Here is a 21,217-nt window from a genome sequence, read left to right on the forward strand (position 1 = left end):
GTCTCAATCCTCTCCACGGGCAACCCATCCCCGTGGACATACCATTCCGCGCGCGATGCCCACTGCACATGCCGGCCGGGCGTCGCTTCCAGCTTCTCGTCGAACGCGCCGGCGCACCTCCTGACCCTTGCGCGCCAGTTCCTCCGACACGTCGACCGCCATCCTGCGTTCGGTCACGCCGCCGGACGTATTGACGAACAGCTTTGCACGCATCCATTCCAGTCGCGTCCGCAGGGTGTCGCGCTCGAACTTCTTCTCGACATAGCGGCGCCGCGCTTCCGCATAGGTGCCGACCAGCGCGGTCTCCGGCAGGCTCCACAATTGTTCGATCGACATGGTCATGCCGTTCAGGTCCCAGGTTCGGCTCGGCGGAGGCTTCCGCCTCGGCCTATCAGACCCTTCCGGCCGGCAATTCTCAAGAGGGGGGCGGCAGGTCCGGCAATCTCACGCAAATTGCGCGAGACCGTTTCCGACCGACCAATTTTCCTTGGGCGCATCGAGCACGTTGACGAACACGTCCTCGGGCCGGATACCCGGGCGCTCGCCGAGCAGCTCCGTGATCCGCCGGTACAGCGCCTTCTTCTGCTCGGGGGTGCGCGAGGCGAACACGGTGATCTGGATCAGCACGGCGTCCTGGCTGCGCGTGATGCCGTAGGCATTGCCGCAGCGGAAGTTTGCGGGCGAAAGCTCGCTGATGGTCATGAACTCGTCGCCTTCGGGCACATTCAGCGCCTCGCGCATGGCGCGGTAGAGACTGTCGAGGATGGCCTGGCGGTAGGCGTCCGGCTTTCCGGTGCGCATCGAGATGTGGAGGAGAGGCATCGTACGTCCCTCTGCATGCGGGCCTGATCGGCCAGGCACATGATCCGCGCCGGCCGTCGGCTTATTGACGCAACGGGGATCCCAATTTATTTTTGACACGATGTCGAGAAAGCACGTTCTTGACGGAGTGTCAAATATTTTGAGGAGCAACATTTGAGGCCGCGCGAGTTCGACCATGACGAAGTGCTGCGCATCGCGTTCGACCAGTTCTGGCGCAAGGGCGTGCGCGGCACCTCGCTGTCGGACATCGCGCGCGACGCCGGTGTGCAGCGCGGCAGCCTCTACAATGCCTTCGGCAGCAAGGAAGCGCTGTTCCTGCAGGCCTATGAGCGCTACGCGGGCGACTATCTGCTCGCCCTGCAGAAGGCGCTCGGGACAGGCAGCTTGCGCAAACGCCTCACCGCGTTCTTCGACCTCACCATCACCAATTTCCGTTCCGGCTCGCCGCCGCGGGGATGCCCGACCACGCGCGGCCTGATGGAACTCGGCGCGGCGGAAGGCGAAGGGTTGGATGAAGAGGCGCGTCAGGCCTTTGCGAGTCTCGTCTCCCGCATCACCGCGCTGGTTCAGGACACCTTGTCGGCGGGCGCCAAGCGTGGCGAGTTCAAGGGCAATCCGGCGGCCGCAGCGCTGCACATCATCACGGTCACGCGCGGCCTCGCCGTGCTCGAGCGCGCCTATGGCGACGAAGCCCAGCTGCGCAAGATCGCCGCGCACGCGATCGACCTCGTGCTCGAGAAGGGAGGTTAGGTGTCAGCAGCAGGCCAGCGCGTTGACCGCCCGCGTTGTCGCATCCTCTTTCCCGGAGCCGACAAATTGGCAAACCACGGACGCGAGCTCACCCGCCTGCTTGCGGCGTGCGACCGCCAGCAGGCGCATCAATTCCGCCTCGTCCTTGGAGAGGCGCCGGCAGCACGGCGGCATGAAGCACAGCTCGCATGGGCCGCCGCGCAGGATCCTGACTAGGGCCGCGGCCCGGGCGACCAGCAGCGGACTGTCGGCGATGCCGGGCGCCTCGTCGGCAAAGCGATAGGCCGCTTCCCAACAATCGGAGGCGCCGGTCGCATAGGCCGCTCCGATGAACCGGAACAGCGACAGCGCGACGCGGCAGAAATCATCGTAGCTCTCGACGCTTCGTGGCGCAGCAAGCGCGGCCTGGAGCGGACAGAGCTGCGACTGGCCGGCGTCCGTGACTGCCACAGAATCGCATGCATCCTGCATCATGAATGTTCTCGTCAATGCAGCGTGGGGCTTCCGACCAGCCAGCTCTGCATCGCCATCATCCGGTCATGGTCGAAAGACCGCACGTGCCGATCGGGCAGGATGAGACCGGCCATGCGGAAGATCGTTGCAAGCCCGTGGACCGGCGCGAGCGCCCAATCGGCGCCGACCGGCGGCAGCCAGCGCTCGAACTGTTCGCGGGCGACATCGATGCGGTCCTGTTGTGCCGCGGCGATGGCGCGCAGAATTCCGTGCTCGCTGTCCGACATGCGTGGACAAGTCGGGCAGTGCACTTCGATGGCGGTATGGGCCGTGCAGGCGAAGACCTCGATGATGGAGTCCAGCGAGGGCACGGCGTCGCCGACGCGGAAATGGTCGTACACCTGCTTGATATCGGCCGCGGTCGGAACGGCACCTCCGCTGCGTGCCTTCGCCCTGAATCCCCAGATGAAGAGCCGCTCCGCTGCGTTCAGCGCAGGAAGGTCAAGACGCCCGGTATATGTCGATTGATGCATTGAGCCTTTGGCCTTTGGCTGCGCTCGCGCCAGAGCTGGCGCGGATGATCTGCGCCGATCGTTCTGCCAGAGACCTCTCCAAGTCAACGCTCGGAGAGGCGATGTCGAGGTGTTCTAGATTGGAAGAATTCGTATCTCGGATGCAGCATGTCTCGCTTTCCTCGAGCCGTACGCCGCGTGCCGGCATCGCTCCCCGCGGAGTTGCGGCAGGAGCTGAAGCGGAAGGCCGATGACGAGAAGCGCAAGGCGATGGCCGATGCCGCCGGCCTCGTGCTGCAATCGAAGGGCCGGCTTGGTCGCGCGTCTGTCCCGGCGTCCCGGGGGCGGACGGCTACGCGTCACAGGTCGAGAGGGCCAGGCCTGTCCGGATGTTTCATGGCGCGCACAAGGGGCTTGCGCTGGAAGCAACGGATTGTATCGTGCCAGACGATACTTCTGTTGGTTGTGTCGAATGATTGCTTGAGCTTGGCTGGAACGTGGCCTCCCCGGCTCTCGGTGACCGCCTCACCCGCGGCACACGTAGGTCGATTTTTCCATTGCGGGACGCAGCCCAGCCAGCACCTTATTGCGGAGTACGACGATGCCGAATGGCCCTGTCCCTGCTGTCATCGCGCTCGCCGGGCGGCGGATCGATGCGCCCGATACCCATCCGCCCCGCTTCCCGCGAGATGCCATCACCAGCGTGCATCGGCGGATCGCTGCGCTGCTCCGGGATGAAAACGCGGTGGCGCTGGTCTGCTCGGCCGCCTGTGGCGCCGATCTCGTCGCTCTCGATGAGGCGGAGCAGTTCGGCCTGCGGGTCCGGATCATCTTGCCGTTTGCGGTGCAAAGCTTCCTCAAGTCCTCCGTCAATGACCGTCCAGGAAAGTGGCAGCCGATCTTCGATCGCATGATCGAAGCAGCCGAAAGGCGCGGCGATCTCATCGTGCTGGCTGGGAAGCCGGAGGACGATGATGCTGCCTACGCGGCCGCAAACGCGGCGATCATCGAACAGGCCGAAGCGCTGGCGAAGGATGCCGGGGCGCATCGGCGGGTCTCCGCGATCGTGTGGGAAGGGACGGCCAGGGAAGGCAACGATGCGACCGCCCGGTTTCGTCAATCGGCGATCCAGGCGGGCTTCGAGGATCGCGTCGTTCTGACCTGTTCGGTTATCGACGAGGCCAAGGATTATCTCAGAGGAAGCAACCTCTCGCCCGACCAGGTCTTGGCTCTGGTCGATCGGCTGAAGGAGGAGGACAGGTTCGGTTGGGCGCGCCAGGTCATCGCGAAGGTCCGCAAGACCCAGATCGACAGGGCCGAGGTTCGCGACAAATTCGCGCGGCAGCATGCGTTGTGCACCTATAAGGATTCCGACATGCCGGTCCTGGTCGCCCTCGACAGGGCCATGGAGATCCTCGGCGGGCATTTCAACCTCTCCACCACACGGGATCAGGAGGTGCTTGGACTGGCCGGCGCGATCTTCAAGCGACGCTGGCAGGCGACCGGTCAGAAGGATCAGCTCGAGCGCTCATACCGCTTCTACCGGCGGGGCTTTGAGGTCGGACCCGAGATCGACAAGGGCTACACCGCGATCAACGCTGCATTCGTTCTGGACCAGCTGGCTGAGATCGAAGCGGCCAATGAGGCGCCATCGGTTGATGAGCGGCGAGCCGAGGCTCAGAAGATACGTGAGGCGATCGAGGCGCAGCTGGTGCCGATGCGGTCCAACAATCCTGACCTCGACAAGGAATGGTGGTATCTTGTCACGGTCGCCGAAGCGCTGTTCGGACTGCGAAAATATGACGACGCCAAAACCTGGCTGACGCGAGCAAAGAGCGTCCGCGGCACGCCGGATTGGGAATTTCGCAGCACGGCCAACCAACTCGCGACGCTTGCTCAGCTCCAGCAAAAGGGTACGCCATCTCCTGACTCACCCGACGTCCTGAAGGCATCCGAGGTCCTCGACGATTTCCTTGAATTGAAGGTGGCGAGCAAGAGCAATTCTGCGAAATCGCCGGCAGCGCGCGAGAGCGCCTTCATCGGCAAGGTCGGTCTGGCGCTGTCTGGCGGCGGCTTTAGGGCATCGTTGTTCCACATTGGTGTGCTTGCAAGGATGGCCGAACTCGATGTGCTGCGCCGGGTCGAGGTACTGTCTTGCGTCTCCGGCGGTTCGATCATTGGTGCCCATTATTACCTCGCGCTGCGCGAGATGATGATGACCACGAAGCTCGATGAGCTGGAGCCGGAGAAGATTCGCGAGAAATACGTCGAGCTCGTGAGGCAGGTCGCGACCGACTTTCTCGCAGGCGTGCAGACGAACATCCGGATGCGCGTATTTGCGAATCCGGTCGCGCTGCTGCGCTCGATTTTCAGCCGTGCTTATACACGAACGGTTCGGTTGGGTGAGCTGTTCGAGAGCCAGCTCTTCGACAAGATCGGCGTCAAGAGAGAAAAGCCCGGCACCCCCCTGCTCCTGAAAGAACTGAGAATTATCCCCGCCGACGCGGAAGAGGGCTTCGATCCGAAGATCCACAATTGGCGCCGCGCCGCCAAGGTGCCGATGCTGATCCTGAACGCCACGACATTGAACACCGGGCATGCCTGGCAATACACGGTGAGCTATATGGGCGAATCTCCGTGGGCCATCGATCCCAACGCCGACGGCACCAACCGGCTGCGCAGGATGTACCACAACGATGCGCCGCCGGCGCACCGGAATACGCCGCTGTCACAGGCGGTGGTCGCATCCGCCTGCGTGCCGGGCCTGTTCGAGCCCATCAGGCTCGATGGCCTCTACCGGCTCGAGCACCGCGGCAAGAAGGCGGAGCCACTCGTCCTGCGCCAGGTCGACGGCGGCGTACACGACAATCAAGGCATTGCGGGCCTGTTCGAGCAAGGCTGCAGCGTCGTTCTCGTGAGCGATGCTTCGGGACAAACAGACGTTGCGATCGATCCCGGCGGCGGGACCGTTGCGCCGCTCATGCGCAGCAATTCGGTGCTCATGGAGCGCGTTCGGCAGGAACAATACACCCGCCTCGATACGCTGGAGAAGCGCGGCCTGCTCAAGGGAACGATGTTCATCCACCTGAAGAAGGATCTCGACGTCGTGCCGCTCGACTGGGTCGGATGCGAGGAACCGCACGAGCCGAGGTCTAGCGTAGGCGAGCCACGCACCAGCTACAATATCCGCAAGGAGGTCCAGCAGCTCCTCGCCGGCATCCGCACCGACCTCGACAGCTTTTCCGACGTCGAGGCCTTTGCCCTGATGACCAGCGGCTATCGCATGACCGATCACTATCTTTCCAAGGTGCAGGTTCTGCCGCAGGCCACGCAGGCTCCGGGCAATTGGAATTTCCTGGCCATCGAATCCGTCATGAACGACGCGAGGATATCCGATCCGACCTACCAGCGTCTGCTGGACCTGCTTGGCAGTGGAGGTAAGCTCATGTTCAGAGTCTGGTCGCAGTCCCGTGTACTTCTCCTGTCGACTGGGCTGCTTGCGATGGTTGGAGTTGTCGCAGCGGGCATCTGGCTGTTCGAGCTGTTCACATCAGGCGCAAATGAGACGCCACTCACGATCGACCGTCGGACAATTCTCATTGCCGTCATTGCGGTCGTCTTCATGGCGATTTTGTTGGCCGTTCCCATCATTCGCGAACACGTAACCAGGATCGCGGTCGGCGTCTTGACGCTCGTGTTGTGCGTCCCGGCGCGGCTCCATCTCTGGCTGGTCGACGGCTTTTTTCTGAAGTTGGGACGGCTGAATCGGCTCGGGTTGAAGGCCGACGACACACGATGAAGCTTTCGGCTTCGTTGCCGCGCTATGGGCCGGTCAACCCGATCGGTGATGGTGCATCGCGAAGCTGATGCTCGGGACGGCGCGGGCGACCTCCCGCACCACTCCATTGCGCTTGACGACCTGATAGCGCGCATCAAGGAGCTTGCACTGAAGGCGTCAGATTGTATCATTGGAAGAAGTATTCCATTGATTGCATCCGACTGTTTCCTGATTTCGGCCCGCCATCGCAAATCGACCGCGGACGCGGATTATTGCCAGGGGGCGTACCCCTGCTGGTCCAGCCTGCTTGAAATCATGACGACAGTCGGAACGTTCTGCGGCCGCCGACAAGGACGAAGCGGATGTCTTACGTGTTCATTAGTCACGCGAGCCCCGACAAGCCTCGAATAAGGCCTATCGTTGTCGCCTTGCGTAACGCTGGCCTGCAAGTGTGGCTCGACAATCCGGCCGCCGCGGGTTTTTCCGCCTCCGAGGTGGAGTCATTCCACCGGATCCGCGCCGGAGGGCGATGGGAAGATGAGATCGACGAAGCAAAGAAGCAGGCAGCGTGCATTCTGGTGTGCTGGTCGAGTCATGCGGTGACCGATGGTGTTATCAGCGGCAAGGAACGCGTCACGTGGCTGGAGGAGGCTGGCTACGCGCGGACAGAACAAAAACTGCTCGCTTGCACGATCGATGAGGTCAGTCCGACGGCTCTTCCCGGAACCCACTCGGCGCAGCAGATGCCGTGTCTCGACCCGGCCCTGGGCACTGAGCATTGGAATGCCGCGATGACCACGGTCATCGCCGACATCGGAGCGATGATCGCACGATACGAAGGCGAACGCGAGGCGGCCGCCAGCATTTCGATGTATATCGAAGGCCTGGAGTCTTTCTGCGGACGATCGACTTACACACTTGGCGACAGCTTGTCCTCCGACGCCAAACAACTTTATGTCGACATCGATGCGGGCCAGACGACCATTCAGGCGATGTCGTTGCGGGCGCGCGGCGACAAGTCGAGCGACTCGCCGCCAGTTGCGCTGGCGCGCGAGCTGCTAGCCGACGTCATCGACAAGGACGGTGCCGCCGTTCTATGTGGCGGAGCCGGGACGGGGAAGTCGACCCTCATTCGAAGGTTTGCTCTTCTGGCGTGGAGCGATCCGGCCGCAGTTGGGCTCTCGTGTCAACGTTTGCCGTTTCTGGTTCGATTGCGACACATCGCCGTGGCGAGTGGGGAAACGTTCGAGCAGAAGATAAGGAATGCGCTCATTTCAGCGGGTGATTTTACCCTTCTCAAGCCGTTGCCTGACGACTTTCTCACGTCTTGGCCAAAAGCCGCCAAGGTCTCGGCGCTCCTTTTGTTTGATGGCCTCGATGAAGTTCCGAGTGCCGACCGAAGGCGGGTTTTGACGTTTCTGGAGCAACTCAGAAAGCAGTTTCCCGCGGCTTCCATGATTATTACGACAAGAGATGCGGATCTCTTGCGGAATACGATTTTCGCATTGGCGGACGCCTGTTCCTGTCTGACTCTTTATCAGCTCAGCCCGGCTCAGGCCGCCGACATCGCGAGGGCGCTGCTTAGCGAAGCAGAGCTTCAGCGATTTTTCCAGGAGCGCGATCGTGGGCGCTCGTTCGCTTTCGACACGGCGCTCGGAGTTCGGATGGCGGCGGCCATCATACGGCGGGATCGCAAGTTGCCGGATACGCGGGGAGAGCTCTATGAGCTCCTGATCCGTCAATCCTTCGGCGACGCCACGGAGGGGCCGATCGAGATTCCGGACGTGCTCGTCAACGATGAGGGCATCTTGCGTGTGCTTGGATCGATTGCCGCATCGCAATTCGATGTATTCATCCATTCGGCGCCAATTGTTTCAGAGGCCGTCGCCGATGCCCTCCAGGAACTGCGCAGCGACATGCCGCCGCCGCTGGCCCGTGGCGCGGCGAACGAGGTCTTGGGTTGGCTGAGAACTCGGGGCGGCGTCATGACGTCCGTCGAGCCGGTCGTGTGGTCTCACGAAACCTGCCGGGAGTTTCTCGCCGCGCGTTGGATCACGCAGCGCTTCAAGCCGGAAGATTCAATCATCCTCGACCTGACCGCTCGGGCATGCCACGAGCCTCGGTTGCGCAGCGTCGTCCTGTTCGCCTTTTCGATCTGGGCGTCGTCCCCTGCCTATCGTGGTGACCAGCAGCGATGCGATCTGGCCGAAACGCTTTCGTCGTTCTTTTGCAAGCCGCCGGAACCCACGGAGAAGCCGTCGCTGCTGCAGAGATTGTTTCGTATGAGGTCGGCGACAGAACGATCTCCAGAATCGACCATCAGCGCAGCAGCCACGCTGCTTCTGGCGGAAATCTTCGCTGAGCTGCGGCCCGGGTCAACTCAGGCGGTCAAATCGATCATCGACCGGCTGTCGCGGCTGCATAGCGACTTCATCGGCTATTTCGACGAGCCTCGCGGGCGGTGCGCGGGTGACGAAGGCGTGGTCCGCTGCTTGCGTCGCTGGGCCGACCATCCCCCGCTGATGGAAGCATTGCAGCCCATTGCAGACCGATATGAGCGACTGTTTCGTCAGTTCGACCTGCCGAAATCGGGGGTTGCGCATTTCCTGCTCCTGGTAGGCCGCAGTAGCGTTGTCCTCGATCAGTTCATTGAGTCAGGGCGACTCGTGCCGCCCGCTGACCTCGCGGACGGCTTGCGCGGCTGCGTCGCTGCGGAGGGGCCGCACGGTCCGACCGCCCTAAAACTCGCGCGCCGGCTGCTGTCAGGACAACATTCGCCACTGGAGCCGCTGCGCGCGCGGCCGGGCGCCAGATTCGTGTTCGGCTCGGAAACGAAGTTTGGGAAAGATCATAGATGGATCGCGCCGGAGGGAAGGGGTGCGGAAGCGGATGACCGTTACAATGCGGCGCTCCAGGCGGTGACGACGTTGCTGGACGCTGGGTTCGAGGAGGAGGTCACCGCCCGATTGGCCAGCGACGAGGTATCCGTAGATTTCTTTTCAGCCAGCATAGGCGGCAAGAAAACCAGGGGACTCGCCCTGCGGTACGCGGCAGACCCCTCGCTATCTGTCGGAAAGCGGGCTTTTGCGATCAGCGTGTTGCTGGCAGCGAAGATTGCGCCTCCGTTGAATACGGATGAAATTGTCGAAGTGCTGGGGAATGCCGAACGGGATCCGGCCCACACAAAATGGGCCAGCCGCGTGAAGTCAGCCTTCTGTGAAGAAAATCGCCTGTTCGATGGAATGCACGCCTCTTGTACTCTGCTCGTTGCAGCCGAGCCAGCAAACGCGGGCGCTTGGTTTGATCTCGGTTGGTGTTCCCTTCAGCGGGATGTCTACGAGGAGGCTCTGGTCGCGTTGGAGAGGGCGGCGGCTGAAGGGCAAGACCCGCGCCAAGTCCACTATTTCAGGGGACTGGTCCTCTATCGTCTCGACCGTCCGGCTGAAGCAACTCTAGCGTTCAACGAAGCTGCGCTTGCCGGCAATGACGAATTGAGAATGTGGGAAGCGCGATTGAAAGCGAAGCACCTTGCGTCGTGGTATGCCGCGGTCGAGGCGGATGTAGACTTTCTGTACCAGAACGAACGCCAGGACGAGCCGTTCGTTCGTCATTGGCGAGCCATCAGCTATTGCATTGCTGGCAAGTATGCTGAAGCATTGCAGGTCTTCACCGTATTGCAGGCAGAGCCGTACGAGCCGTTTCAAGCCGATTTCTACCATGTCATAGCGCTGATCGGAGCTGGTGATTATGAAAAGGCGGGGACATTGATCGACGATTCGGAACACTGGTCGGATCAGTGGAAGGATGTCCTTCGCTTCACGCTCGCCGCAACAAAAGGTGATGCGAACGCAAAAATCGTGACATCGACCGATCTGCACAGCTCGGAAACGTGGTCGAACGACCAGCTCGAGGCGGGGTTTTGGCTATGCGCCGCACTTGATGATGTTGAGAGCGCGAGCCGGTGCGTGGACCTGGCCAAGGCTCGTGGAGACGCACGCATGCTTTCCACCATCCTGGCTGATTGTTCGACGATCTTTTCGATCTTGGCCCAGCCCTGGTGCGGGGGTGTCGTCGAGCGAGCGCTGAAAGGACTGGACTATCCGGCGGCGCCATCGTCCGGCGCGGAAATCATCGCGCTGTATGCTGAAGCAAGCAAACCCAAGAAGATTGAACTGCTAAGCCCGGAGATGATGGAATTGATTCATCTCGTGGAGAAATCAAATGTCGATCAGAACCAGGCGATGAAAGCGCTGGGCAGCGGCAGCGGTTTCCTGGATCAGGTTCGTCAACTGCTGACCACAGGTTCTTGTGACGATCCGACAATCAGGTCGTTGTGGCAGAATCTCGGCCAGCGGGAATTCTTGAGACTGATTCATTGCCTGTGCGTCGTGGTGACGCAAACGAATCCTGACGCGACCGAAAGACCGATCACGATGTCGGTAAGGAAGATACTGTACCACAGAGGCATGCAGTGTCGCCTCCACTCCATAACGACTCACGATGAGGAACACAGCCTTGCGGAAGAGTTGATGGCGCAGCATGGAAGGGAGACGCCCACCGTTGTGATGATCCGATTGGGCAAAACGGATCACATGTTTGCCCTCTGCAACTTCAAATTCTCGAGTCAGGATGCATTTGATTTGAAGTACAGCGGACCCCTCTCCCTCTATATCTCCTACGGGGGAAGGTCACCTCTGCGCGAGGAGATACTCGATCCGTTCAAGGTCCGAGTGATGGTGTGCAACGACCTTGAATTCATCAAGGCGATGAAGGAGGGGGTAAGGCCAACGCTACCTCTCGAGTACCGCTATGTCGATCGGCTTCCAGAATTCTTCGGACGCGAGGTCCTATATGGTTGAGCTGTTCGCGACCTCTTGAAGCAGGTGCGTGCGGGGCTCAAAACGTCCGGGGTGGCTGCCGCCACGACGGTTGTCCACGCAAGGATATTCCGGCTTACGGGAGCGGTTCTCGACGCAGGCCTGGCCGGTCTTGACGATCGCTGCGAAAGTGAGGATGCAGGATGCTCGAACCTGATCCCGCGACTTGCACGCGGGCGTGGAGGCGGCCTGCATGTCGTTCAAAAAACTCCTGATTGCCAATCGTGGCGAGATCGCCATCCGCATCGCGCGCGCGGCGGCCGACGCCGGCATCGCGACCGTTGCGATCCATCCCGCCGACGATGCGCTGTCGCTGCACGTGCGCGTTGCCGACGAAGCCGTCGAAATCCCCGGCCGCGGCGCCCGAGCCTATCTCGATATCGAAGCGGTGGTGAACGCGGCGAAGGCGGCCGGCTGCGATGCCGTGCATCCCGGCTACGGCTTCCTCAGCGAGAACGCGGCATTCGCCAAGGCTTGCAGCGATGCGGGCATCGTTTTCGTCGGGCCGAAGGCCGTGGCGCTCGAACTGTTCGGCGACAAGGTTGCGGCACGGCAACTGGCAAAGCGCTGCGGCGTGCCGATCATCGCCGGCACCAGCGGGCCGTCCTCGCTGGAGGAGATCACGGCGTTCTTCACCTCGCTCGGCGGCAATGCGGCGATCGTGATCAAGGCGATGGCCGGAGGCGGCGGCCGCGGCATGCGCGTGGTGGAGAAGGCGTCCGATCTCGCGGAAGCCTATGCGCGTTGCCAGTCCGAGGCCAAGGCAGCGTTCGGCTTCGACGGCGTCTATGCCGAGCGGCTGATCCGGCAGGCGCGCCACATCGAGGTCCAGATCATCGGCGATCGCCATGGTGCGGTCTCCCATCTCTGGGAGCGCGAATGCACCATCCAGCGCCGCCACCAGAAGCTGATCGAGGTGGCGCCGAGCCCGTCATTGAGCGATGCCCTGCGCGGTCGCATCATCGAGGCGGCAAAGCAGCTGGCGAGTGCGGCGTCCTACGACAATCTCGGCACCTTCGAGTTCCTGGTCGATGGCACGGCCGAGGACAGCTTTGCCTTCATCGAGGCCAATCCGCGGCTCCAGGTCGAGCACACCGTCACAGAAGAGGTGCTCGGCGTCGACCTCGTCCGTGCCCAGCTTGCGGTCGCTGCAAGCAGCACGCTGGCTGCGCTGGGTCTTGAGCAGGGTTCGATCCCGAAGCCGCGCGGCCATGCCATGCAGCTTCGCGTCAACATGGAGACGCTGGACGAGACAGGCGCGACCCATCCGACCGGCGGCGTGCTTGCCGTGTTCGAGCCGCCATCGGGCCCAGGCGTCCGCGTCGATAGTTTTGGCTATGCCGGCTACAAGACCAGCGCGGCCTTCGATTCGCTGCTCGCCAAGGTGATCGTGCACACGCCGGGCGAGGCCTGGCACGACGTGGTCGCAAAGGCCTCGCGCGCCTTGCGCGAATTCCGGATCGACGGCGTCATCACCAACATCGCCTTCCTCCAGGCGGTGCTGGCGCATCCCGATTTCAGGACCAACCGCATTGCGACCGATTTCATCGATCGCAATATCGCCAAGCTCGTCGAGGCCGCCGATGGCGCAGCCAGGCCGCTCTACTTCGCGGCGACCGAGCACTCCGGTCACGGCCCGGAAGCGCATGTCGCGCAGGTCGCACCTGAAGGCGCGGTGATGGTCGCAGCGCCCCTGCAGGGAACCATCGTCACCATCCAGGTGAAGCAAGGGGAGATCGTGCGCCCCGGCCAGCAGCTCGCCGTGATCGAGTCCATGAAGATGGAGCATCTGGTCATGGCCGAGCAGGGCGGCCGCGTCATGAAGCTCGTCGCGGACGACGGCGTCACGCTGATGCATGGCGAGCCGATTCTGTATCTCGAGCCGCTCGAGGTCGCAGCTGACAGCACGGCGACGGAAGCCGATATCGATCTCGATCACATTCGCCCCGACCTCGCCGAGCTGATCGCGCGCCAGGCCAACACGCTCGACGAGAATCGCCCGGCCTCCGTCGAGCGCCGCCGCAACACCATCCAGCGCACCGCGCGCGAGAATGTCGCGCAGCTCGTCGACGAAGGCTCGTTCATGGAGTACGGCAGCCTTGCGATTGCGGCACAGCGCCGCCGGCGCAAGCTCGACGACCTCATCAAGAACACACCGGCCGACGGCCTGGTCATGGGCGTCGCCACGGTGAATGCCGAGAAGTTCGGGCCCGAGGGCGCGCGCTGTATCGTCGTGGCCTATGACTACACCGTGCTCGCGGGCACGCAGGGCCACATGAATCACAAGAAGATCGACCGCATGCTGACGCTCGCGGAAGACTGGCGCGTGCCGCTGGTGTTCTATGCGGAAGGCGGCGGCGGCCGGCCCGGCGACACCGACCGCCTCGGCATGACCGGCCTCGACGGCCCGTCCTTCGTGCAGTTCGCAAGGCTCTCCGGTCTCGTGCCTGTCGTCGGCGTCGTTTCCGGCTATTGCTTCGCCGGCAATGCCGCGATGCTCGGCTGCTGCGACGTCATCATCGCTACCAAGAACGCCTCGATCGGCATGGGCGGTCCCGCCATGATCGAGGGTGGCGGGCTCGGCGTCTATCACCCGGCCGAGGTCGGCCCTGTTACGTTCCAGTCGCCCAACGGCGTCATCGACATCCTGGTCGAGGACGAAGAAGAGGCAACGCGCGTTGCGCAGAAATATTTGTCCTATTTCCAGGGCGCGGTGACGGCTTGGGAAGCCGCCGACCAGCGCCTCTTGCGCCGCGCTATCCCTGAGAACCGGTTGCGCGTCTACGATATCCGCAGCGTGATCGACCTCGTCGCCGACAAGGATTCCGTGCTGGAGCTGCGCCGCGATTACGGCGTCGGCATGATCACCGCGCTGATCCGCATCGAGGGCAAGCCGTTCGGCCTCATCGCCAACAATCCGCGCCATCTCGGTGGCGCGATCGATGCCGATGCCGGCGACAAGGCTGCGCGCTTCCTCCAGCTCTGCGATGCCTTCGATCTGCCGATCGTCTCGCTCTGCGACACGCCCGGCTTCATGGTTGGTCCCGAAGCGGAGAAGACGGCGATCGTGCGCCACGTCTCGCGCATGTTCGTCACCGGCGCGAGTCTCGCCGTGCCGCTGTTCGGCATCGTGCTGCGCAAGGGCTATGGTCTCGGCGCGCAGTCGATGATCGGAGGCGGCTTCCACGCCTCCTTCTTCACCGCGGCCTGGCCGACCGGCGAGTTCGGCGGCATGGGCCTCGAAGGCTATGTCCGCCTCGGCTTCCGCAAGGAGATGGAGGCGATCGCAGACCCCGAAGAGCGCGAGACCTATTACCGCAACAAGGTCGCCGAGCTCTACGCCAACGGCAAGGCGGTCTCGATCGCCTCGGTGTTCGAGATCGACAACGTCATCGACCCCGCCGAGACGCGGCGCTGGATCATGGCGGGCCTGCGCTCTGTGCCGAAGCCGCCGGCGAGGACGGCGAAGAAGCGGCCGTGCATCGATACGTGGTGAGGGCGGTGCAGCAATTCTGATGATGCCGTCATTCCGGGGCGCGCGTAAGCGCGAACTAGGGTGCGCCCTTGCGCACCCGAGAATCTCGAGATTCTCAGGTGCGCAAGGGCGCACCATAGTTCGGCTCTTCGAGCCGCCCCGGAATGACAGCGAAACCCGTTCCCGATTGACATCCCCGCCTGTGGTGCCAGACTTTGCACAATAATACAGGGTGGAGACGTCCGCGATGGCCAGCCTTTCGGCCTCGAACCATGTCGCCCGTGTCTTGTCCGTCGCCAACCACGTGGCTGACGTCGATGCCTCTTCGCGGATTGCCAATTCCTGGCGGCGGTGCCTCGTCAATCACAAGCTCGATCCCGCCCGCCAGGGCCCGCCGCAGACGCTGACCGAGGCCGAAATCCGGCGTGCCGCCGAACCGATGGAGGAGACGATCAGGCTCGCCATGCCCGAGCTCGACGGTCTCGCCCGTGTGCTGCGCGACGCCGGCTATTGCGTCAATCTCGCGGATGCGAACGCGACCATGCTGTTCAGCCGCCTGCCGGGCGAGGCCGACGCAAGGATGTTCCTGGACTGGAAGATCTACACGGGCTCGAATTTCGCCGAGACCTTCGAGGGCACCAATGGGCTCGGCACCGCGCTGGCCGAGGAGAAGCCGATCCTGGTGCATCGCGACGAACATTTTCGCGCTCAGTGGCACATGTTCTCCTGCGCCGTGGCGCCGCTGTTCGACCAGGCCGGGCGGCTCGCCGGTGCCATTAACATTACCTCCTGCCGCGAGGATCTGGAGCGCGCCGCGCACCAGCTTGCGCTCGCGGTGACGATGGAGGCGACGCGGCGGATGGAGGGTGCGATCTTCCGCGGCCATTTCCGCAACGCCTGGATCGCCACCGTGCCCGGTGGCGGCGGCAGCGGCCTCATCGCCTATGACGACGACAGGCGCGTCGTCGGCGCCTGCCGTTCTGCGCGCGCACTGCTGGGTCTCACGGACGGCATGATCGCCTCCGGCATTGATCTGTCGCGCTACGTCAAGTTCGATCATCATGCCACGCGTGGTACGGATGAGCTCGTCGAGCTGCGTCGCGCGGATGGCAGTCCGTTGGGCCAGGGGCATGTTGCCCCGCCGCTGCGTGCAAAGTCGCATGCGCCGCGCCGCGATGCGCCGGTCGACCGCTTCGGTGCGCTGCATCGGCTCGCCGGCCGCGATCCCGGCCTCATCAAGAGCGTGAACCGGCTCGCGCGCATTGGGGATCACAATCTGCCGGTGCTGCTGCATGGCGAAACCGGCGTCGGCAAGGACGTGTTCGCGCGCGCCATTCATGCGGCAAGCAATCGTGCGCGCAACAATTACGTCGCGCTGAATTGCGCAGCCATGCCCGAGAGTTTGATCGACGCCGAACTGTTCGGCTACGAGGCCGGCGCCTTCACCGGCGCGCGGCGCGAGGGCTCGAAGGGCCTGATCGTGCAGGCCGATGGCGGCACGCTGTTTCTCGATGAGATCGGCGATATGCCGATTGCGCTCCAAACGCGCCTGTTGCGCGTCTTGGAAAACCGCGAGGTCTGGCCGCTCGGCGCGCTCAAGCCTGTCGCCGTCGACATCCGCCTGATCAGCGCCACGCATCGCGATCTCGGCCGCATGGCGGAAGAGGGCACCTTCCGCGCCGACCTCTATTTCCGCCTGCGCGGCATCGAGGTGCACCTGCCGGCCTTGCGCGAGCGCGCCGACCGAGGCGACATCATCCGCCAGATCGCGCGCGAGGAGGCGCCGAATTGCCGCCTGTCGGAGCAGGCCAGTTCGCAGCTCGCGGCCTACCCGTTCCCCGGCAACATGCGCCAGCTCCGCCACGTGCTGCGGCTCGCCGGCTGCACGGCGGAGAACGGTGTCATCGCCGACACCGACCTCGACCTGCCGCCGTTTGGTGGGAGGGCGGAGCCGGATCTCGCGGCAGCCGAGCGCGCGACGATCGTGGAAGCCCTGCGCCAGCATGGCGGCCGCGTGACGGAAGCGGCGCGCGCGCTGAAGCTGAGCCGCGCCACGCTGTACCGGAAGATCAAGCAATTGAAGATCTCATTCTAGCGAGCCCGCGGGTTCCTGCCGAAACGGGGGACGCCATTTGGCTCTTGCTCGGCTCTCGTGAATCAGTCGGCAGACGCGTCGCCGCGAGCATATATTCTCGAGAGAGTGAGAGAGGAGAGCATTCGATGGAGGAGATCGAAGTCTTTCTGGCTGTCATCGAAGCCGGCAGCCAAACGGCCGCGGCGCGACAACTGGAGCGGTCGCTGCAATCGGTGAACCGCGCACTGGCCGCGCTCGAACAGAGCGTCGGCGTCGAGCTGGTGCGGCGAACCACCCGACAATCGGTGGCGACCGAAGCGGGACTGGCATTCTATCGCCGCGTCAAGCCGGCATTTGCGGAGATCGCCGAAGCGCGGCTTGAAGCGGCAAACCGGCGCATCGAGCCGTCGGGACTGCTGAGGGTCGCAGCACCGGTCCTGTTCGGATCGACTCATGTGGTGCCTGTGATCGCCGAATTCATGGCGCGCTTTCCCCAGATCGAAGCCGACATCAACATGTCCGATCGGCCCGTCGATGTCGTCGGCGATGGTTTTGATCTCGCCGTCCGGATCAGGGAGCTGCCGGACTCTTCGCTAAAGACCCGCCGCCTGGGGGAGTTGCGCACGGTCGTCTACGGCGCTCCCGCCTATTTTGCGCGGCACGGCCTTCCGCACCACCCTCATGATCTCGCCAAGCATCAATGCATCCTGCGCAGGACCGGTCGCGGTGAAGCCGACATTTGGCGGTTTCAGATCGATGGCCAAATGACCACTGTGCCAGTGAACGGTCGCTTTCGTACCGACAATATGACGGCCGCGCATGCAGCCGCCCGTCATGGCCTTGGCGTCGGATACGGTCCGTTCTGGCAGATCCGCGATCTTGTCGATCAGGGTGCGCTCGAAATCGTGCTGGAGACGTTTGAGGCGCCGCGAACGCCGGTGCGCGCCGTGTTTCCGCCAAGCGCGATACCGCCGGCCAAGACGCATCTCTTCATCGATCTGCTGGCGGAGCGGCTGAAGCACGAACGGCTTTGACATCAGCGGCGGGGACGCGCCGAGGGAACGCGTCATTCTCCCGATTTGCGGGAATGTCTATCCCGCGATGCGCCGGTTGTCGCGGCGGGCGGTCGATCGCAGCTTCAGGTGCAGGGGCCATCCGATCGGCAAGGACGCAGAGGACTGCACCATGACTCCCAATCGACGGACACTCTTGCACGCGGGCGTCAGCGTCACCGCGACGCTCGCTTCCGCCACCTTAGCCGGACAATCGCCCGGCGCGCGCGACCCGCGGCCGCCCAAAGCCTTGCTCGTGGATGACGCCGAGTCCCGCGCGGCGGCCGGGCGGGATTTTGGCCACATCATTCAGAAGCAGCCACGGGCCGTCTGCAAACCGAAGTCGAGCGCCGAAGTCGCCGACATCCTGCGCTGGGCCAGGGAACAGGGGCTCAAGGTCGCGGCACGCGGGCAGGGGCACGCGACCTACGGCCGGGCCATGGCCGAAGACGGCATCGTGATTGATCTCGGTGCAATGGCCGCGATCCACCGGATCGAGCCCGATCGCATCGTGGTCGATGCCGGTACGACCTGGCACGCTGTGCTACAGGCGACACTGGCCAAAGGGCTCGCGCCGCCGGTGCTGACCAACTACCTGGCCCTGTCCGTCGGCGGCACGCTCGCCGTCGGAGGGATCGGCGGATCTTCGTCCCGGCACGGGCTCCAGACCGACCAGGTTCTGGAACTCGAAGTCGTCACCGGCGAAGGCGTGGAGCTGACTTGCTCGCCGACCGTACACGCCGAACTGTTCGACGCCGTTCGGGCCGGTCTTGCGCAGTGTGCGATCATCACCCGAGCAATGCTTCGTTTGATGCGCACACCCGAACGGGTTCGCCGATATCTGCTGTCATACCCCGATCTTGCCTCACTGACCGCCGAGCAGCGGCGTGCTCTCGACGAGGAACGCTTCGATCAGCTGCAGGGCGCTGTCGTACCCGACGGAGCCGGCGGCTGGCGCTATCAATTGGAGGCGGGCGTCTTCTACGACGGCGACACGCCTCCCGACGACAAGGCTCTGCTGGGTCTTGCCGACAAGCGCGAGACCGTCTCCGATCTCGCCTTCGGCGACGACGCCAACGCATTTGCCAAGCTCGAAAAGCTGTTGCGATCCAACGGCCAATGGCTCAATCCGCATCCCTGGCTGCTGACCTACTTGCGCGGCGGCAACGCGCTGGAGGTTGCGAGCGAGGTCATTGCCGGGCTCAACAGCGATGATCTCGGCCCGTTCGGGCGGATCACTTATTACCCCATGCTCACTGATAGCTGCCGCACGCCCCTGTTACGGCTGCCCGACGAGCGCGTCGTGTTCCCGTTCAATCTCATCCGGATTCCGGCATCGTCGGACAAGGCGAACGCAGACCGGCAGCTTGTGCGCAATCGCGCGGTCTATGATCGCATTCGCTCTGCCGGCGGCATGCTGTATCCGGTGAGCGCGCTTGCCATGTCGTCGCAGGATTGGGCGGATCATTTCGGCCCGAGATGGCCGCTTCTGCGAGATGCCAAGCGCCATTACGATCCGGGCGGCATTCTCACGCCCGGATATGATCTGTTCTAGATCAGGAGAAATCCGTCCAGCTCAGATGCCGCGCATCGAGGTCGCCGAGCGCGACCGTCTCGCGGATCTCCTGCGGCGCGTGAAAATTGCCGCGCAGATAGACCAGCGGCTTGGCGGCATCAGCATGCGAGACGCCGCGGACCTCCCCGACGAAGATCGAATGCGTCCTGGTCTCGAACTCCTGCGCCAGCACGCAGTCGAATGCGGCGACCGCGTCCGTCAGCACCGGTGCGCCGGTCGCCCCGCGCGTCCATTGTCCGAACGCGAAGCGATCATCGCCGTTGACGCCCTTCTGGCCGCTAAACGTCAGCGCGAGTAGGGCGTGATCCTCGTGCAGGAAGTTGATCGCGAAAGCGCCTTCCTCGCAGATGCGCGCGTGCGCACTGGCGTTGCGGTTGACGCAGACGATCAGCGATGGCGGATTGTCGGAGAGCGAGCAGGCCGACGTTACCGTCAAGCCCGTGCGCTTGCCGTGCTCGGCGCCGACCGTCACCAGCGCAACCGCGCCGGCGCATTGGCGCATCGCCTGCTTGAAATGCTTTGCGTCCACCGACACGCGCAATCTCCCAAATGAACGCGGGTGCGGCACGATCGCGCCGCACCCGCATCGGGTCAAGCCGCCTTCTTCGCGGAGCCGAGATGCGCAAGACGCGGCATCACCTCGTTCTTCAGCAGCGAGAGCGAGTGATGCCAGGCTTCGGCCTTGTGCTTGTAGTCGAAGCCGAACACCAGGAGCACGCCGAAGCCGCCAACCTCGTCGTAGATCTTCTCGATCTTCTCGGCGACCGTCGCGGGCGAGCCGACGATCCAGTTCCGCTTGGCGCAATATTCGACCGTGACGTCGCTGTCGGGCACGTCGGGTGCGTGCTTCAGATAGTCCTTGAAGCCGAAATGGCCGAGCAGCGGCAGGAAGTACTCATGCATCATCCGGCCCATCATGTCGCCGGTCGAGAGCTTCCAGGCTTCCTCGTCGGTGTCGGCAACGAACACCTCGCGTACCAGTCGCCAGTCCTGCCGATTCGGCTTGCGCCCTGTTTTCGCAGCACCAATCTCGACCGAGTCCCAATGGCTGGAGACATAGGCCGGGTTGAGGTTGAGGCTCATCGGGATGAAGCCGCGCTCACCCGCAAGCTTCAGGGTGTCCGAGTTCTTGGAAAGCCCGGCGACGCCGATCGGCGGATACGGCGCCTGCAGCGGCTTGATGTGCGGCTTGAGGAAGTCGAACATCGTGTCGGGCTTGGTCACCGTCCAGAACTTGCCCTTGTGGGTGAACGGCGCAGGTTCAGTCCACAGCTTCAGGATGATCTCCAGCGCCTCGCGCGTCATGTCGCGGTTCTGTCCGCTCATGCCGTCGACGTTGAACATCGCCCAGTCGCTCGGCAGCCCCGACGCCGCAACGCCGAAATTGAGCCGGCCCTCGGAAAGATGGTCGAGCATGGCAACGCGGTTGGCGAGCTCGGCCGGGTGGTGGTAGGGCAAAAGAAAGCCGCCCGGCCCGATGCGAAGCTTCTTGGTCTGCATCAAGGCCTGGGCGATCAAGAGGTCCGGCGTGGGATTGGGTTCCCAGGGCGCGGTGTGGTGCTCGCCGACCCAGGCTTCCTGATAGCCGAGCTCGTCGAGCCAGCGCATGACTTGCAGGTCCCAGTCGTTCCCTTCCTTCAGGCCGCACTCCGGTGGATGCGAGGGCATCGTGAAATAGCCGATCTCCATGGGTTTCCTCATCTGATGTTGATGCGTCTTGTCGCGCGTTGGCGGAGTTGAGTGACGAGGCTCGAGCAAGCGGTGTGCCAGCGCGGCGGGGCCTCAAGTTGAAGAGAAAGGGCTGGTTTGCCCGCGCAATAGCCGGTATCTCGACGGGAGCCTGCCAGA

At 63.4% G+C, this 21,217-nt stretch carries 13 protein-coding genes; 7 read left to right on the forward strand and 6 right to left on the reverse strand.

Annotation, left to right across the window (positions count from 1 at the left end; all coding sequences use genetic code 11):
- Positions 1–3: 3 nt before the first annotated feature.
- The gene (locus ACVIIV_RS13380) at positions 4–342 is read right to left on the reverse strand and encodes a hypothetical protein (protein WP_456744602.1); all 339 of its coding nucleotides are present in this window, start codon (positions 340–342) and stop codon (positions 4–6) included.
- A 102-nt stretch (positions 343–444) separates the two neighbouring features.
- Entirely contained in the window at positions 445–822 is a 378-nt protein-coding gene (locus ACVIIV_RS13385; RefSeq protein ID WP_456744603.1) for a tautomerase family protein, read from the reverse strand.
- Between the two features lie 153 nt (positions 823–975).
- On the opposite strand from ACVIIV_RS13385, the gene ACVIIV_RS13390 reads away from it, so the two are divergent.
- Entirely contained in the window at positions 976–1,572 is a 597-nt protein-coding gene (locus tag ACVIIV_RS13390) for a TetR/AcrR family transcriptional regulator (RefSeq protein ID WP_456744604.1), read from the forward strand.
- 3 nt (positions 1,573–1,575) lie between these two features.
- On the opposite strand, the gene ACVIIV_RS13395 is transcribed toward ACVIIV_RS13390, so the two are convergent.
- Positions 1,576–2,046: a hypothetical protein gene (locus ACVIIV_RS13395; protein WP_456744605.1), complete on the reverse strand. Its 471-nt coding sequence runs from the start codon at positions 2,044–2,046 to the stop codon at positions 1,576–1,578.
- A gap of 11 nt (positions 2,047–2,057) precedes the next feature.
- Positions 2,058–2,558, reverse strand: a complete 501-nt coding sequence (locus tag ACVIIV_RS13400; protein ID WP_456744606.1) for a hypothetical protein — start codon at positions 2,556–2,558, stop codon at positions 2,058–2,060.
- Between the two features lie 580 nt (positions 2,559–3,138).
- Here ACVIIV_RS13400 and ACVIIV_RS13405 point away from each other — a divergent pair.
- The 6 genes from ACVIIV_RS13405 to ACVIIV_RS13430 all read left to right on the forward strand — a co-directional run bounded on the left by ACVIIV_RS13405 (position 3,139) and on the right by ACVIIV_RS13430 (position 19,348).
- Entirely contained in the window at positions 3,139–6,336 is a 3,198-nt protein-coding gene (locus ACVIIV_RS13405; protein WP_456744607.1) for a patatin-like phospholipase family protein, read from the forward strand.
- Positions 6,337–6,677: 341 nt separating this feature from the next.
- Positions 6,678–11,174 (forward strand): TIR domain-containing protein, encoded by a 4,497-nt coding sequence (locus ACVIIV_RS13410; RefSeq protein ID WP_456744608.1) that lies wholly within the window; start codon positions 6,678–6,680, stop codon positions 11,172–11,174.
- A gap of 211 nt (positions 11,175–11,385) precedes the next feature.
- On the forward strand, positions 11,386–14,688 hold the full coding sequence (locus ACVIIV_RS13415) for a carboxyl transferase domain-containing protein (RefSeq protein WP_456744609.1): 3,303 nt from the start codon (positions 11,386–11,388) through the stop codon (positions 14,686–14,688).
- A gap of 226 nt (positions 14,689–14,914) precedes the next feature.
- A complete protein-coding gene (locus ACVIIV_RS13420; RefSeq protein ID WP_456744610.1) occupies positions 14,915–16,762 on the forward strand; it encodes a sigma-54-dependent Fis family transcriptional regulator in 1,848 nt (615 codons plus the stop codon).
- Positions 16,763–16,887: 125 nt separating this feature from the next.
- A complete protein-coding gene (locus ACVIIV_RS13425) occupies positions 16,888–17,775 on the forward strand; it encodes a LysR family transcriptional regulator (protein WP_456744611.1) in 888 nt (295 codons plus the stop codon).
- Between the two features lie 151 nt (positions 17,776–17,926).
- Positions 17,927–19,348, forward strand: a complete 1,422-nt coding sequence (locus tag ACVIIV_RS13430) for an FAD-binding protein (protein WP_456744612.1) — start codon at positions 17,927–17,929, stop codon at positions 19,346–19,348.
- 1 nt (position 19,349) lies between these two features.
- Here ACVIIV_RS13430 and ACVIIV_RS13435 read toward each other — a convergent pair whose 3' ends face one another.
- Both ACVIIV_RS13435 and ACVIIV_RS13440 read right to left on the reverse strand, forming a co-directional pair.
- Positions 19,350–19,904 (reverse strand): flavin reductase family protein, encoded by a 555-nt coding sequence (locus ACVIIV_RS13435; RefSeq protein ID WP_456744613.1) that lies wholly within the window; start codon positions 19,902–19,904, stop codon positions 19,350–19,352.
- 56 nt (positions 19,905–19,960) lie between these two features.
- Positions 19,961–21,058: an LLM class flavin-dependent oxidoreductase gene (locus ACVIIV_RS13440; RefSeq protein WP_456744614.1), complete on the reverse strand. Its 1,098-nt coding sequence runs from the start codon at positions 21,056–21,058 to the stop codon at positions 19,961–19,963.
- Between the last annotated feature and the right edge of the window lie 159 nt (positions 21,059–21,217).

It is taken from the genome of Bradyrhizobium sp. USDA 4354 (genome assembly GCF_054060315.1).

What these genes read in the sequence shown, in the direction of transcription:
- ACVIIV_RS13380 (WP_456744602.1), bottom strand. Translation starts at nt 342, where the DNA reads ATGACCATGTCGATCGAACAATTGTGGAGCCTGCCGGAGACCGCGCTG.
- ACVIIV_RS13385 (WP_456744603.1), bottom strand. Translation starts at nt 822, where the DNA reads ATGCCTCTCCTCCACATCTCGATGCGCACCGGAAAGCCGGACGCCTAC.
- ACVIIV_RS13395 (WP_456744605.1), bottom strand. Translation starts at nt 2,046, where the DNA reads ATGATGCAGGATGCATGCGATTCTGTGGCAGTCACGGACGCCGGCCAG.
- ACVIIV_RS13400 (WP_456744606.1), bottom strand. Translation starts at nt 2,558, where the DNA reads ATGCATCAATCGACATATACCGGGCGTCTTGACCTTCCTGCGCTGAAC.
- ACVIIV_RS13405 (WP_456744607.1), top strand. Translation starts at nt 3,139, where the DNA reads ATGCCGAATGGCCCTGTCCCTGCTGTCATCGCGCTCGCCGGGCGGCGG.
- ACVIIV_RS13410 (WP_456744608.1), top strand. Translation starts at nt 6,678, where the DNA reads ATGTCTTACGTGTTCATTAGTCACGCGAGCCCCGACAAGCCTCGAATA.
- ACVIIV_RS13415 (WP_456744609.1), top strand. Translation starts at nt 11,386, where the DNA reads ATGTCGTTCAAAAAACTCCTGATTGCCAATCGTGGCGAGATCGCCATC.
- ACVIIV_RS13420 (WP_456744610.1), top strand. Translation starts at nt 14,915, where the DNA reads ATGGCCAGCCTTTCGGCCTCGAACCATGTCGCCCGTGTCTTGTCCGTC.
- ACVIIV_RS13425 (WP_456744611.1), top strand. Translation starts at nt 16,888, where the DNA reads ATGGAGGAGATCGAAGTCTTTCTGGCTGTCATCGAAGCCGGCAGCCAA.
- ACVIIV_RS13430 (WP_456744612.1), top strand. Translation starts at nt 17,927, where the DNA reads ATGACTCCCAATCGACGGACACTCTTGCACGCGGGCGTCAGCGTCACC.
- ACVIIV_RS13440 (WP_456744614.1), bottom strand. Translation starts at nt 21,058, where the DNA reads ATGGAGATCGGCTATTTCACGATGCCCTCGCATCCACCGGAGTGCGGC.